This is a genomic window from Hominenteromicrobium sp., assembly GCF_046974225.1.
Classification (GTDB): Bacteria; Bacillota; Clostridia; order Oscillospirales; family Acutalibacteraceae; genus Hominenteromicrobium; species Hominenteromicrobium mulieris.
Genome location: NZ_JBKWAE010000018.1, coordinates 27,455 through 40,421 on the forward strand (window position 1 = coordinate 27,455; position 12,967 = coordinate 40,421).

Genomic DNA, 12,967 nt, shown 5'->3' on the forward strand with positions numbered 1-12,967 from the left:
CGCGGGAGGCTTGGATGCGGTGCAAAATCGCACATTACCGCACTACACCGAATGGTGTATAGAAGTGCGCCCTTACTGTTTGACAAATTGGAATTGATTTTCCTTTTTATTTCTTAGTATCAATCCAAATGAAAACTCTCTCGTCAGTTCTTTCAGTAACAACACCTCCGTTTGCTATTGCCACAGCTTGAGATGCTATGTTATCTAAAAGAATGGTTACTAACACTTTATCTATTCCCATTCCTTTCGCTTCATTAAGCAATAATCTCAGCAGTTCTTTTCCATATCCTTTTCCACGAAACGCTGGTGCAATTCCGTACCCGATATTTCCTCCTGCTTTTCTCAATGCCTCAGTCAAAAAATGTCTGACAGAACCAAATCCAACCGGAATACCATCAGCATATAGCCAAAAAGTTGTAGAAGGCACTTTCCAACCATCTACAATCCCTTCTTGCTCAGAATCCCTCTGTTTTACAATCAACCATTCTTTATACTCATCAAATGTTAATCCGTTGGCTTTGTTAATTAATCCATTTTCTTCAGCAGGGATCTCTTGCAGCATTGTGTAAATATCTAAGCCATCATCAACTGACAATCTTTTTAATTCCAACATTATTTTCAATTCTCCTTAATCAAATAAACTCAAGTTTATCAGTCTGTTTAATCATATCATATGGCTTCAATGTACGGCAAGAACAATCCCGGCAGACATTACTGCCGGGATTGATGCTGTTTTATGGACATCTACATTTATGCCGGGAGCGTTTTTGTGTATACAGGTAAATTTGATTTTACAAATTGCTGTGGCGGCGGCTCGAACCCGTTTGCAGGGTACTGCCGAGACTGGTGATGCAAAGGAGTGTTGCGATGAGGAACACGCCGGGAATGACGATAATCCACCACGCGTTTGTGAGCAGAGCCTTTTCGCCGACAGAAACGCATTACGCTTCGTATTCGCCGCGGATGTCGTCTTTCGGGGCGGGAATGGGGTAGTTACCCGTAAAGCAGCCCGTGCAGATGCCGAGGCCGTTCACCATTTCCGGCAGACGCTCTAAACGTAAATAACCGAGCGTATCTGCGCCGATCTCCTTGCAGATCTCGTCGACCGTGTGATTATAGGCGATAAGCTGGTGGCGCTCCGGCACATCGATGCCGAAGTAACACGGCCACAGGAACGGGGGCGAGCTGATGCGCATGTGCACCTCTTTTGCGCCTGCGTCTTTCAGCATGTTCACAATCTGGTCGCTCGTCGTGCCGCGCACGATGGAGTCATCGATGAGGATGACGCGCTTATCCTTGACAACCTCGCGCAGGACATTTAATTTAACGCGCACGCTGGATTCACGGCTGCTCTGCTTCGGTTTGATGAATGTGCGGCCGACGTAGTTGTTTTTCACGAATGCCGTGCCGTAGGGGATGCCGGATTCCATGGCGTAGCCCTGTGCTGCCGCGTTGCCGGATTCCGGCACGCCGACGACGATGTCCGCATCCACGGGGGAATCTTTCGCGAGGAAACGGCCGGCAAGCAGACGTGCGGAATACACGTTGATGCCGTCAATGCGGCTGTCCGGGCGGGCGAAATAAATGTACTCAAAAATGCAGCGTCCCTGCTTTTCGGCGGGAAGGCAGTGCGATTTGTCGGAGAGAATGCCGTTCGGCGTGATGGTGACAATCTCGCCCGGCTCTACGTCGCGGACGAATTCCGCGCCCACGGCGTCAAGCGCACAGGTCTCGCTGGAGAGGAAATACGTGTTGTCGCGCTTGCCGATACATAGGGGCTTGAAGCCATAGGGATCGCGCGCGCCGATCAACTTGCGGGGGGACATGACCGCGAGGGCATAGGCACCCTCAATTTTGTCCATCGTGCGGCTGACGGCCTCCTGCACGTTTTTCGTCTGCACGCGCTCGCGTGCGATGTAGTAGGCGATCGTCTCGGAATCGATGGTCGTCTGGAAAATAGCGCCGCTGTACTTTAGCTTTTCGCGGAGGTCAACGGCATTTGTCAGGTTGCCGTTGTGCGCTACGGCCAGCGTGCCCTTGATATAGTGGATGATGAGCGGCTGCGCGTTTTCGCGGTTGCTCGCGCCGGCGGTGGAGTAGCGCACATGGCCCACGCCGATATTGCCGTGCAGGCGATTGAGACGCTCCTCGTCGAATACCTCGTTTACAAGGCCCATGTCCTTGTAGTAATCCACCTTGCCTTTGGGGCCCTCGGTGTCGCTGACGGCGATGCCGCAGCTTTCCTGTCCGCGGTGCTGCAAGGCGAATAATCCGTAATAAATGGAAGAAGAAATGTCGTGTCCGTCAAAATCGTATGCGCCGAAAACACCGCATTCCTCGCCGGGCTTGTCCGTTTCAAATGGTGTTCGATCGTAGTTCATAGAAGTCCCCCGTTCCTCCGCAAACCGCGGTATTCTGCTGTTTGTGTTCAGTTTATCTGCCGAAAATACACAGGCGGCAAACGCCGTGAAAACGTTTCCCGCTTAACAGAATTATTATAATCGGATTTTTGTGAAATTGCAATTCTAAGTTTTAAAAACTGCAAATATGTGTAGAGGATGACAAAATCCTTTGACAAACGGCGCGCAAAATCGTTGAAACAAAAAACAAAATGCGGTATAATAGCAAGCGAAAGAAACGACGAGCCCGAACAGTCCGGGGGACTGTTCAGCCGTAAGAAACCCTATCAAAGGTTTTTTAAACGGCGGTCAGAAACGGCCGTTAGAAAGAGCCATAACACATTTTTACATGTAGGATAAAAAATGAAAGACAGAAAGGACCTCGCTATGCATATCGTTATTTTGGACGGCGGCTCTACAAACCCCGGCGACGTCTCGTGGGCGCCGCTCAGGGCGCTCGGCAGCGTCACCGTGTATGACTCCACTAAGCCCGAAGAAATCGTGGAGCGCGCAAAGAACGCCGAAGCTGTTATCTTGAACCGCAATGTTATAAGCCGCGAAATCATGCAGAAATTACCGAAGCTGCGCTTTATCGGCCTTCTTGCAACGGGATATAATACTGTCGATGTCAAAGCCGCAGGAGAACTGGGCATCACCGTGTGCAATGTGCCGCTTTATTGCGTGGAGACCGTCGCGCAGCAGGCGTTTGCGCTGCTTTTGGAGCTGTGCAATCACACCGAAAAAATAAGCGCCGCCACCCGCGGCGGCGACTGGGATAAGGCCGAAACGATGAGCCACAGCACGCACCCGCTGTTTGAGCTGTACGGCAAAACGCTCGGCATCGTCGGCTTCGGACATATCGGGCAGACCGTCTCAAAGCTCGGCGCGGCGCTCGGCATGAAAATTCTCGTATACAGCCGCACGAAACGGGAGCTGCCCGAGCGTTATCAGTGGGCGGAGCTCGACGCGCTTTTCAAAAATGCCGATGTCGTCTCGCTGCATTGCCCGCTCACGGACGAGACCCGCGGGCTTGTGAATGCGGAGCGCCTTAACCTGATGAAGCCCACTGCGTTCCTTATCAATACGGCGCGCGGCGCAGTTGTGGACGAAGCTGCCCTTGCCGAGGCGCTGAATAGTGGCCGCATCGCCGGAGCGGGGCTTGACGTCCTTGTGCACGAGCCGCCGAAAAAGGATGACCCGCTGCTCACCGCCAAAAACTGTATCGTCACGCCGCACATCGCGTGGGCGTCCCGAGACGCGCGCGCCCGTCTCATTAAGACTGTCGCCGAGAACCTGAAAGCGTTCCGGAACGGCACGCCGCAGAACGTCGTTTCGTGATTTTACCGCTCTTTTCGCTTTTTGCGGAGACTTCAAAAGCCTTCTGTAAAAAGTAATGCAAAAAAGAGCAAAAGGCGAGAAATGAATCTCGCCTTTTGCTCTCTTTTGGGGAGGAGTTGTATTGAAAAGTCGCGGTAACGTTTACCGCAGAGCTCGTTGTCATTTGTTATGTCTCTATTATAGCGACTGAAATATCGATTGTCAACGGTTTCTGAAACAATCTCCCTTTTGCTATTGTCGCACAAATCAAAATAAAAATTTGTGTATATTTTGCACATATAAATTGACCGCGTTTTTCCACATAACCCGTTTGAAATCGTATCTCACCCTTAAATTACCCGCATGTTCTCTGCTTTATGCATGAAAAAGAGAATTTTGTGTTTGACGGAGGTTTTTCCATGATAAAGAAAAATGATTTGTTTGAAGCGGAGATCACCGCCATGACCGCCGAGGGCAGCGGCATCTGCCGCGCAGATGGCATGGCCGTGTTCGTGCCCGGTACCGCCGTGGGCGACCGCTGCGTCGTGCGCGTCGTAAAAGTCCTCAAAAAGTACGCATTCGGGCGGCTCGAGGAGCTGCTTACGCCGTCGCCCGATCGCACCATACCGGATTGTCCCATTGCAGGCCCGTGCGGCGGCTGCGTTTACCGCCACATCACGTATGAAGCGGAGCTGAAGATCAAAACGCAGCGTGTCCGCGACGCCTTGGAGCGCATCGGCGGCCTTGAAAATATCCCCATGGAGCCGATCCTCGGCGCGCCGTCCCGCACGCGCTACCGCAACAAATGCCAGCTGCCCATCGGGCTTTCTAAAAACGGCGAAATGCAAATGGGCTTTTACGCCGTGAATTCCCACCGTATCATCGACACGCACACTTGCCTTTTGCAGCCCGAGGTGTTTGATCGCGCGGCGGAAGCGTTCCGCGCGTGGCAAAAACTGAGCGGGGAGAGCATCTACGATGAAGCGGCGCACAGCGGCGTTCTGCGCCACCTTTACATGCGCTGCGGCGAAAAGAGCGGTGAGGTGCTCGTGTGCATCGTCGCGAACGGCGCAAAGCTGCACGGGGAAGACTTGCTCGTCAAAATGCTGCGCAAGGCTGTGCCGGAAATTACCGGCATTGTGTGAAACATCAACCGCGAGCGCACACATGTCGTTTTGGGTCGCGAGCTGCGCACGCTGTGGGGCAAGCCCACGATCCGCGATACGCTCTGCAGGCTGGAGTTTGAAATTTCGCCCCACGCGTTTTATCAGGTGAACCGCACGCAGGCGGAGGCGCTTTACAACAAGGCCGCAGAGTACGCCGGGCTTACAGGTGCGGAAACGCTGCTTGACCTCTACTGCGGCACCGGCACCATCGGTCTTTCCATGGCGAGCCGCGCGAAGAAGCTCATCGGCTCGGAGATTATCCCCTCCGCTGTTGAAAATGCCCGCAAAAACGCCGCGCACAACCATGTCACGAACGCCGAGTTCCTTTGCGGTGACGCCAAAGACGCCGCGCGCATCCTCTACGAGCGCGGCGAGCGCCCCGATGTCATCGTCATTGATCCTCCGCGCAAGGGCTGCGATGCCGCCGTTATCACGACCATCGCCGCCATGCGCCCCATGCGCGTCGTCTACGTCTCCTGCGACCCCGCCACCCTCGCCCGCGATTTAAAGCAGTTTACCGCCGAGGACTATAATATTGAGGCCGTCACCCCCGTCGATATGTTCCCATGTACCGCGCATGTGGAGACGGTATGTCAGTTAGTTCTGAGAAAACCGGCAGTACATATCAACATTGATGTGGATGTTGAGGAACTGGTGCAGGATAAAAGAGGGACGGCAACCTATGGTCAGATCAAGGATTACGTTCTTGAACATAGTGGCTTGAAGGTCAGCAGTCTGTATATCGCACAGGTGAAGCAGAAGTACGGCATCATCGAGCGTGAGAATTACAACAAGACAAAGTCTGAAAACGTCAAGCAGCCCCAGTGCCCGCCAGAGAAGGAAAAGGCAATTACGGAGGCGTTGAAACATTTTGGAATGATTTGACTTCAACATAAGGAAAACCCGAAGCAGCACGGTAAAGGTACTGCTTCGGGTTTTTTACTGTTTGGCCTTATATGCTTCGCCCCAAGCCTGCATGGAATCCAGAATGGGCTTCAGGCTTTTACCGAGTTCCGTCAGCGAATACTCCACTCTCGGCGGTACTTCGGCGTAGACCTCACGGTGGACAAGCCCGTTTTCCTCCATCGCCCGGAGTTGGGCGGTCAAGACCTTCTGAGACACATTGCCTACGGACTTTTTCAGTTCCCCGAACCGCTTCGTTCCCGGCATCAGGTCACGCAGAATCAGCACCTTCCACTTATCCCCGATGAGGGTCAGCGTGGTCTCCACAGGACAGGCAGGAAGAGTGGCTTTTGCGGTCATTTCGCTCATATTTGAATCCCTCCCATAAAAATTTTTTCAAGCGCCAAATTGCCGGAAAACCCAGGAACGGCGCAATCGTTTCTTTCTGGTAACTACCCATTAGTTTCTATTTGGTAACTACGGCACAATATTGTGCTTACTTTACGAATTGGGGCTACGGCATTATTATAATGCCAGAGGCAAACGAAAGCAAGCCCAATTACCAAGGAGGTTACTCAAAATGAAAAAAATTCTTTCCCTCGCGCTGGCTCTTGCCATGATCGGCACAGCTCTCACCGGCTGCGGCTCCAAGGACGCTGCTACCAAAACACCCGCTGAAAACACCCAGCAGACTGCACCTGTCCAGCAGGAGCAGAGCCAGACCGAAAAGGCGCTGGCGCTCATCAACACCTTTGCCACCGGCGATACGGACACCGCCCGCAGCCTGTTGGCGGATGGCTACATCCAGCACAATCTGGCATACGGCACCGGTGCGGATGCCTTTATCGGTTCCGTGGAATATCTCGCATCCGCCGATGTGAAAACCACTGTGAACAACATCCGTGCTTTTGAGGACGGCGACAAGGTGTTCTTGCAGACGATTTACAATTTTGCCGGTGCCGGTGAGCAGGTCGCCTTTGACATCTTCCGCTTTGACGGAGACGGCAAGATTGCCGAGCATTGGGACAATCTGGCGGCGCTGGCCGAGCCGAATCCCTCCGGTCACACCCAGATGGACGGCACGATGGAGGTCACGGATCTGGATAAGACCGAGGAAAACCGGGAGCTGGTCAAGAATTTCCTCTACGATGTCATGCAGGGCAACAACCTCGATAAGACCCCGGATTACTTTGATGGTGATGCCTACATCCAGCACAACAGCGGCATTGCCGATGGTGTGTCCGGTCTGAATGCCGCACTGGGCGCTCTGGCGGAGCAGGGCATTTCCATGGTGTACGATGAAGTCCACATGGTTCTGGCGGAGGGTAACTTCGTCCTTGCCGTCAGCGAGGGTACCTTCGGCGGTACACCCACCAGCTACTATGACCTGTGGCGCGTGGAGAATGGCAAGATCGCCGAGCATTGGGATGTGATGGAGACCATCGCAGACCAGTCCACCTGGCAGAATCAGAACGGCAAGTTCTAATTGTTACCCGGAGGTAACCATACCACAATATTGTGCGTGCTTCACAAGTCGTACAAATCGCATTACAATCAAAGCATCAAGAGAAAAAACAAATTACGGAGGTACTTATCATGAATAAAGTCGTAGAATTTCTGAATGCCAACCCTGTGCAGTATCTTGCTACCGTCGGTCGTGACGGCAAGGCAAAGTGCCGTCCCTTCATGTTCGCGGGCGAGCTGGACGGCAAGCTGTGGTTCTGCACCAACAACACCAAGGACGTCTACAAGGATATGCGGGAAAATCCGGAGATCGAAATTTCGGTTTCCAGCCCGGAGTATGCGTGGATTCGTCTGCACGGCAAGGCTGTGTTCGAGAATAACATGGCCGCCAAGGAAATGTGCATCCAGAACCCCATCGTGAAGGGCCAGTACGGCGAGTCCACCAACCCCATCTTTGAGGTGTTCTATCTGGATAATGCCCACGGCGTTATCGCTGACTTCTCCGGCAACCCTCCCTACGAGTTCTAAGAAACTCTCTCAATTCAACATCTTCGGGGCAAGGTGAAATCCCTGACCGGCAGTAAAGTCTGCGAAGCGCAAAAGCGCCCGATGTGGTGAAACTCCGCAACCGACGGTATAGTCCGGATGAAAGAAGATATGAGGAAGCAGCCCCGCAGGAAAACCCGTCCTGTGGGGCTGTTTCAAATCCCAGCATATCTTTTCCAAGGAGCAATCATGAATACCGTTTCCATCGAAAAAAGCAGAAAGACCGCTGTTCTTTCCGTCCGTACCATCTCCATGACCGCCATGCTGTCCGCAGTCGCTTATCTGCTGGCCTTTGTGGAGTTTCCCGTTCCTCTCTCGCCGTCCTTTGCGAGAATGGACTTATCTGACCTTCCTGCACTCATCGGCGCATTTGCCTTTGGACCGCTCTCCGGTCTGCTGATTGAACTTGTCAAAAACGCCTTGCAGCTTCTGACCACCTCCACCGGAGGCATTGGCGAGATCGCCAACTTCCTGATGGGCGCAGCCTATGTGGTCACTGCGGGTTTCATCTATAAACGCCATAAAACGAAGAAAACTGCGCTGGCCGCCTGCGTCCTTGCAAGCGTCGTTATGGGTATCGCCGCAGCACTGGCAAATTACTTCATCCTGCTGCCGCTGTTTGAGAACTTTATGCCACTGGATCAGCTCATTGCCTCCTTTGCCGAGTTCCTGCCTTTTATCCATACCAAGCTGGATGTGGTACTGTTCAATGCGTTCCCCTTTAATCTGCTGAAAGGGCTCGTCATCGGCGGCGTGACGATGCTGATCTATAAACGGCTCACGCCGATCCTGAAAGGACGTTGACGGTATGACGAAACAAGATTATCTGAAACTGCTGGTGGAGAGCATCCACTCCACCACCATTGCCACCATCGGTGCAGACAGCCACCCCCAGACCCGCGTGATCGACATGATGCTGTGGGATGAACAGGGTGTGTATTTTCTCACCGCCAAGGGCAAGGCGTTCTACGCCCAACTCATGGAGCAAGGCTTCATCGCCCTGTCCGCCACAAAGGACAAAATCTCGATCTCCCTGCGGGGCAAGATCAGGAATATCGGCAGCGAGAAGCTGGATGAGATTTTCGAGAAAAACACTTATATGCAGTCCATCTATCCCGGCGATACCCGCAGTGCGTTAGAGGTGTTCTGCTTGTACGAAGCGGACGGGGAGTATTTTGACATCAGCGACCCGGCACACATCGTCCGGGACAGCTTCACCATCGGCAAAGCGGCACAGGAAGCACCGGGTTACTATGTGGGCGAAGGCTGCATCGGCTGCAAGCTGTGCTACTCCGTCTGCCCGCAGAAGTGCATCGACATTACCAAGAAGCCGGTGGTCATCGACCAGCACCGCTGCCTGCACTGCGGGCGGTGTGCGGAAACCTGCCCTAAACAGGTTATCGAAAAGAGGGTTTGACTATGAACCAGAGCGAAAAAAGACTGTTTCTCATACAATCTCTGCTGAACGAACGTCCCTCCTGTCAGAAGCAGATCATCCCGGCGGATTCCGAGCGGCAGAATATTTTACTGCGCGGGCTGATGAATGTCCGTAGACCGGTGCGCATTGGTGCGGATTTTCTGCAAGTGCAGGACGCCTATCTGCAAGACGAAACCGCCGCAAAGGGTATCACGGATATTGCCGACCTGACACCCATTCAGCCGGGGCTGTATCTCTGGCAGGGCGATATTACGACGCTCAAGTGCGATGCCATCGTCAACGCGGCAAACTCCGGCATGACCGGCTGCTATATTCCCAACCATCGCTGCATTGACAACGCCATTCACACCTTTGCGGGTGTAGAACTGCGCCTTACCTGTGAGCAACTGATGGAACAGCAGGGCTATCCCGAACCCACCGGACAGGCGAAAATCACCCCGGCGTTTAATCTGCCCTGCCGCTATGTGCTGCATACGGTCGGTCCGATCATCAGCGGTCGAGTAACCAAAGAGGACAAAGAACTGCTTGCCTCCTGCTATCGCTCGTGCTTGGAGCTGGCGGCAGAAAACGATCTGGAAAGCGTGGCGTTCTGCTGTATTTCCACAGGGGAGTTTCATTTTCCAAACGATCTGGCGGCAGAAATCGCGGTTCGGACGGTCAAAGAATATCTCAAAAAGCAAACCAGCGTCAAGAAGGTGATCTTCAATGTTTTCAAGGATTTGGACAAAGCCATCTACGAAAAGCTGCTCTGAGCCGATGGAACGGCTGAAAGCAGCATTACAGGACTGTGATGCCGTGGTGATCGGAGCCGGAGCCGGACTGTCCACGGCGGCGGGCTTCACCTACACCGGCGAACGGTTTGAAAAATACTTTTCCGACTTTGCGGCAAAGTACGGTATCCAAGATATGTATTCCGGCGGCTTTTTCCCGTTTGCCACGCCGGAGGAGCATTGGGCGTATTGGAGCCGATACATCTACATCAACCGCTATATGGATGCCCCCAAACCGGTCTATGATGCCATCTTAAAGCTGGTACAGGACAAGGATTATTTTGTCATCACCACGAACGTTGATCACTGCTTTCAGAAGGCTGGCTTTGACAAGAAGCGGCTGTTCTACACGCAGGGCGATTATGGCCTATTCCAGTGCAGTGAGCCGTGCTGTCAGGAAACCTTTGATAACGAAGCCGTGATCCTCGAAATGGTCAAACGGCAGGAGGACATGAAAATCCCGTCAGAGCTGCTCCCGGTCTGCCCCCACTGTGGGAAACCCATGACCATGAACCTCCGCAGCGATGATACCTTTGTGGAGGACGAGGGCTGGCACAGAGCAGCAGAACGGTATGAGGATTTTCTCCGTACCCGTACGGGTGGCAAAATTCTCTTCCTTGAATTAGGCGTAGGCTACAATACCCCAGTCATCATTAAGTACCCTTTCTGGCAGATGACAGCCAAGAATCCAGAAGCTACCTACGCCTGCATCAACCAAGGTCAGGCAGTTTGCCCTCAAGAAATTGAGCAACGATCAATCTGCATGAATGCAGATATTGGACAGGTTTTGCAGAGCCTGTCTGATGCTGCAATTCAATAAAAGAAAGCAGTTCTACCACGCACGTATTGTGTGATAGAACTGCTTCTTTTGCATTTTCTGAGCAGGTGTTCCAAACTGTATTTTTACAGCTTGGGTACTCGCAGCGAAGAAAATATGGGGTGTTCAGAGGGGGGGAATCCCCTTTGACGCAGGGTTTCCAATAGGGGCGCGAGCATCCCTGTTGGCACACGATTTTGCTTGCAAAGTCTAGTGTGTTATACCTTTGCTTCCGGCTGACGCGGGAAAGGGGCTGGCTTCGCCATCTGCTGTACGGGCAGATAGCGGTTGACAGACACTTTTCTGCGGCAGTAGGACAGGCGGATTTTGTGACACCAAGGTGACACAAATGCAGGATTTTTGAGAAGCAAAATCCGACTGGCCGGAGAAGGAAGCAGAGGTATATACCGCCCTCGTCCCGCCGCAGCGACACACTAAAACCACCACGGCAGTTCCAGCCAGAGGTTGTCCATCGCAGTATCTTCTAACGTCTTTGCGCGGCTCTCCCGCAGATTGAAATGAATTGCTGAGCCGATCATCGTATGCTCCACATCGTCCGTAAAGCCATAGCGGTACAGCAGATAGGCTTGCTCACGCTCGGAAAGTCTGCCCAAACCTTCGTACAGCTCACGCATGGTTTCTTTGTCCACATAAATCTGTTCCGGAGATTTGACGGTCGGATCAGCAATGGCTTCAATGCGCATCAGCCGTTCCTCACCGGGAAGGATCTCATCCAACCGGATTTTCTGCAAGGCAAGTCCGTCTGTGGTGCTGGTCATTCTCTGCTCATATTGGGAGAAAACATCCCGTATCAGGTCGGTCATGGTGTTGCGGATGAACGGTGCGGCGTAAGTCAAAAACTTGATGCCCTTACTGCTGTCAAAGAGGGGAATGGCGGTCAGCAGACCGAGGCAGCCCTCCTGTTCCAGATCGCTGGTTTCTGTACTGAGGTCACTCTCTGCCAGATTGGACTTCATATAAATCTCATTGGCGGTTTTGCGGATGAAACCCATATTGTTTTTCAGAAGAAGGTCACGAGCCTCTGTGTCCCCTTTTTGAGCCAGCGCACAAAGCTGCTCATTGTCCTGCTTCTTCATCGCCCTTCTCCTGTAATGGGGCTTGCTCTAAGGTGGTCTGGAAAAAGCCAGTCAACGCCTGTCCAAGCGTATTCAACGCATCCCGATTGACACCATCCAAGCCAGCCACACTGCCGATAATCAGATCAGATACCTGCTCCGGTGTAATGGTTGGATTTGTCATATCCTGTCCCTTTGCAACCTCTGTAAACATTCTTTTAGCTTGCTCTGCGGTCATCGACTGCATGGCAGCAAAGTCATTGCCGATTTCCTTTTTCACTTCCTTGACCGCCAGCATAAACTGATTTTCAATGGTGACAAGGTCAGCTTGATAAACTGATGTTCTCAGATGTGCGATGTCCCGTGCAGCTTGTTCGCCAGCTTCCGTTTTTACCGTTTTCCGCGTCAGGCTACTGATAGTCGTATATAGCTGGTTCTGTGCAGCATACCCGGCGGCAACCGTATCGTTGAAATACTGCTCCAATATGTAGGTCAAATCAAGAAAACGAGGGCTTTCCAGCAGGTAATTGACTACCTGAGCGTTTGCTTTTCCGGCATAGAGGTTTCTTGCCGCCTGTGCAGATAAGCCAAGCTCGTCAATGGCATAATTCTTTTTGTCAGGGACATTGGTTATGCCTAAAAGAAAGTCGGTGGAGACATTAAAAGCTCTGGCAATACGGATGATATTCTCGTCTCCGAGCTTGTCCGTCTTTCCGGTCAGAAACCGGCTGAGTAAGCTGTCTCCGCAGCCGATTTTCAGCGCAAGGTCTGTCTGGGATACTTTATGGTATTTCATCAGATCGGCAATGCGCTCCCGGACAGTACCGGGTAAAAAGGTGTTCGCCATCGCTTATGTCCCCCTTTCCTCTGTCGGCTTTTTGATATATTTTCCGCTTCGGATTCTGGCATCGGCAGGCTTTTCTGCATCCGCCGGGATAATCCAGCGGCTTCCTGCCCGCTGTGCGCCGGTGATGCGCCCCTCATTACAGAGAACGTTCACGCGCCGATGGGAGATGCCCCATTTCTCTGCTGCTTCAAAGGTTGACAGGTATTTCATTCGCATTCGCCCTC

Annotated in this window: 15 protein-coding genes and 1 riboswitch; of the genes, 9 read left to right on the forward strand and 6 right to left on the reverse strand. The window is 52.6% G+C overall.

The window, feature by feature from the left end:
• Positions 1-106: 106 nt before the first annotated feature.
• Both ACLTX1_RS11400 and purF read right to left on the reverse strand, forming a co-directional pair.
• Complete coding sequence (locus ACLTX1_RS11400; protein WP_308449070.1) at positions 107-613, reverse strand: GNAT family N-acetyltransferase; 507 nt, start codon at positions 611-613, stop codon at positions 107-109.
• 328 nt (positions 614-941) lie between these two features.
• On the reverse strand, positions 942-2,381 hold the full coding sequence (gene purF / locus ACLTX1_RS11405; protein ID WP_343284793.1) for an amidophosphoribosyltransferase: 1,440 nt from the start codon (positions 2,379-2,381) through the stop codon (positions 942-944).
• 405 nt (positions 2,382-2,786) lie between these two features.
• On the opposite strand from purF, the gene ACLTX1_RS11410 reads away from it, so the two are divergent.
• The 3 genes from ACLTX1_RS11410 to rlmD all read left to right on the forward strand — a co-directional run bounded on the left by ACLTX1_RS11410 (position 2,787) and on the right by rlmD (position 5,767).
• Positions 2,787-3,737 carry a D-2-hydroxyacid dehydrogenase gene (locus ACLTX1_RS11410; RefSeq protein ID WP_412330959.1) on the forward strand — a complete coding sequence of 317 codons (951 nt, stop codon included), beginning with the start codon at positions 2,787-2,789 and terminating at the stop codon, positions 3,735-3,737.
• Between the two features lie 398 nt (positions 3,738-4,135).
• Positions 4,136-4,861: a class I SAM-dependent RNA methyltransferase gene (locus ACLTX1_RS11415; protein ID WP_412330960.1), complete on the forward strand. Its 726-nt coding sequence runs from the start codon at positions 4,136-4,138 to the stop codon at positions 4,859-4,861.
• A 3-nt stretch (positions 4,862-4,864) separates the two neighbouring features.
• Positions 4,865-5,767 carry a 23S rRNA (uracil(1939)-C(5))-methyltransferase RlmD gene (rlmD, locus tag ACLTX1_RS11420; protein WP_412330963.1) on the forward strand — a complete coding sequence of 301 codons (903 nt, stop codon included), beginning with the start codon at positions 4,865-4,867 and terminating at the stop codon, positions 5,765-5,767.
• A gap of 54 nt (positions 5,768-5,821) precedes the next feature.
• On the opposite strand, the gene ACLTX1_RS11425 is transcribed toward rlmD, so the two are convergent.
• The gene (locus tag ACLTX1_RS11425) at positions 5,822-6,145 is read right to left on the reverse strand and encodes a winged helix-turn-helix transcriptional regulator (protein WP_117918533.1); all 324 of its coding nucleotides are present in this window, start codon (positions 6,143-6,145) and stop codon (positions 5,822-5,824) included.
• Positions 6,146-6,365: 220 nt separating this feature from the next.
• Here ACLTX1_RS11425 and ACLTX1_RS11430 point away from each other — a divergent pair, with 220 nt between their 5' ends.
• From ACLTX1_RS11430 to ACLTX1_RS11455, 6 genes are all read left to right on the forward strand, one after another.
• Positions 6,366-7,271, forward strand: coding sequence for a nuclear transport factor 2 family protein (locus ACLTX1_RS11430; RefSeq protein ID WP_308449075.1), 906 nt, complete (start codon positions 6,366-6,368; stop codon positions 7,269-7,271).
• 110 nt (positions 7,272-7,381) lie between these two features.
• Positions 7,382-7,777, forward strand: coding sequence for a pyridoxamine 5'-phosphate oxidase family protein (locus tag ACLTX1_RS11435; protein ID WP_308449076.1), 396 nt, complete (start codon positions 7,382-7,384; stop codon positions 7,775-7,777).
• A gap of 15 nt (positions 7,778-7,792) precedes the next feature.
• Positions 7,793-7,910: riboswitch (FMN riboswitch) on the forward strand.
• Positions 7,895-8,599: an ECF transporter S component gene (locus ACLTX1_RS11440; RefSeq protein ID WP_158559034.1), complete on the forward strand. Its 705-nt coding sequence runs from the start codon at positions 7,895-7,897 to the stop codon at positions 8,597-8,599. It overlaps the preceding riboswitch by 16 nt.
• Positions 8,600-8,603: 4 nt before the next feature.
• Entirely contained in the window at positions 8,604-9,212 is a 609-nt protein-coding gene (locus ACLTX1_RS11445; RefSeq protein ID WP_308449077.1) for a 4Fe-4S binding protein, read from the forward strand.
• Between the two features lie 2 nt (positions 9,213-9,214).
• Positions 9,215-9,985: a protein-ADP-ribose hydrolase gene (locus tag ACLTX1_RS11450; RefSeq protein WP_343284813.1), complete on the forward strand. Its 771-nt coding sequence runs from the start codon at positions 9,215-9,217 to the stop codon at positions 9,983-9,985.
• The gene (locus tag ACLTX1_RS11455; RefSeq protein WP_308449079.1) at positions 9,939-10,823 is read left to right on the forward strand and encodes a Sir2 silent information regulator family NAD-dependent deacetylase; all 885 of its coding nucleotides are present in this window, start codon (positions 9,939-9,941) and stop codon (positions 10,821-10,823) included. The genes ACLTX1_RS11450 and ACLTX1_RS11455 overlap by 47 nt, the downstream gene beginning before the upstream one ends.
• A 431-nt stretch (positions 10,824-11,254) precedes the next feature.
• Here ACLTX1_RS11455 and ACLTX1_RS11460 read toward each other — a convergent pair whose 3' ends face one another.
• The 3 genes from ACLTX1_RS11460 to ACLTX1_RS11470 all read right to left on the reverse strand — a co-directional run.
• Positions 11,255-11,917, reverse strand: a complete 663-nt coding sequence (locus tag ACLTX1_RS11460; RefSeq protein WP_308449080.1) for a sigma-70 family RNA polymerase sigma factor — start codon at positions 11,915-11,917, stop codon at positions 11,255-11,257.
• Complete coding sequence (locus ACLTX1_RS11465; RefSeq protein WP_308449081.1) at positions 11,898-12,743, reverse strand: helix-turn-helix transcriptional regulator; 846 nt, start codon at positions 12,741-12,743, stop codon at positions 11,898-11,900. The genes ACLTX1_RS11460 and ACLTX1_RS11465 overlap by 20 nt, the downstream gene beginning before the upstream one ends.
• Positions 12,744-12,746: 3 nt before the next feature.
• Positions 12,747-12,967 (reverse strand): hypothetical protein (locus ACLTX1_RS11470; protein WP_412330961.1); only part of this gene is annotated, 221 nt, incomplete at its 5' end.

What these genes read in the sequence shown, in the direction of transcription:
- ACLTX1_RS11400 (WP_308449070.1), bottom strand. Translation starts at nt 613, where the DNA reads ATGTTGGAATTAAAAAGATTGTCAGTTGATGATGGCTTAGATATTTAC.
- purF (WP_343284793.1), bottom strand. Translation starts at nt 2,381, where the DNA reads ATGAACTACGATCGAACACCATTTGAAACGGACAAGCCCGGCGAGGAA.
- ACLTX1_RS11410 (WP_412330959.1), top strand. Translation starts at nt 2,787, where the DNA reads ATGCATATCGTTATTTTGGACGGCGGCTCTACAAACCCCGGCGACGTC.
- ACLTX1_RS11415 (WP_412330960.1), top strand. Translation starts at nt 4,136, where the DNA reads ATGATAAAGAAAAATGATTTGTTTGAAGCGGAGATCACCGCCATGACC.
- ACLTX1_RS11425 (WP_117918533.1), bottom strand. Translation starts at nt 6,145, where the DNA reads ATGACCGCAAAAGCCACTCTTCCTGCCTGTCCTGTGGAGACCACGCTG.
- ACLTX1_RS11430 (WP_308449075.1), top strand. Translation starts at nt 6,366, where the DNA reads ATGAAAAAAATTCTTTCCCTCGCGCTGGCTCTTGCCATGATCGGCACA.
- ACLTX1_RS11435 (WP_308449076.1), top strand. Translation starts at nt 7,382, where the DNA reads ATGAATAAAGTCGTAGAATTTCTGAATGCCAACCCTGTGCAGTATCTT.
- ACLTX1_RS11440 (WP_158559034.1), top strand. Translation starts at nt 7,895, where the DNA reads ATGAAAGAAGATATGAGGAAGCAGCCCCGCAGGAAAACCCGTCCTGTG.
- ACLTX1_RS11445 (WP_308449077.1), top strand. Translation starts at nt 8,604, where the DNA reads ATGACGAAACAAGATTATCTGAAACTGCTGGTGGAGAGCATCCACTCC.
- ACLTX1_RS11450 (WP_343284813.1), top strand. Translation starts at nt 9,215, where the DNA reads ATGAACCAGAGCGAAAAAAGACTGTTTCTCATACAATCTCTGCTGAAC.
- ACLTX1_RS11455 (WP_308449079.1), top strand. Translation starts at nt 9,939, where the DNA reads ATGTTTTCAAGGATTTGGACAAAGCCATCTACGAAAAGCTGCTCTGAG.
- ACLTX1_RS11460 (WP_308449080.1), bottom strand. Translation starts at nt 11,917, where the DNA reads ATGAAGAAGCAGGACAATGAGCAGCTTTGTGCGCTGGCTCAAAAAGGG.
- ACLTX1_RS11465 (WP_308449081.1), bottom strand. Translation starts at nt 12,743, where the DNA reads ATGGCGAACACCTTTTTACCCGGTACTGTCCGGGAGCGCATTGCCGAT.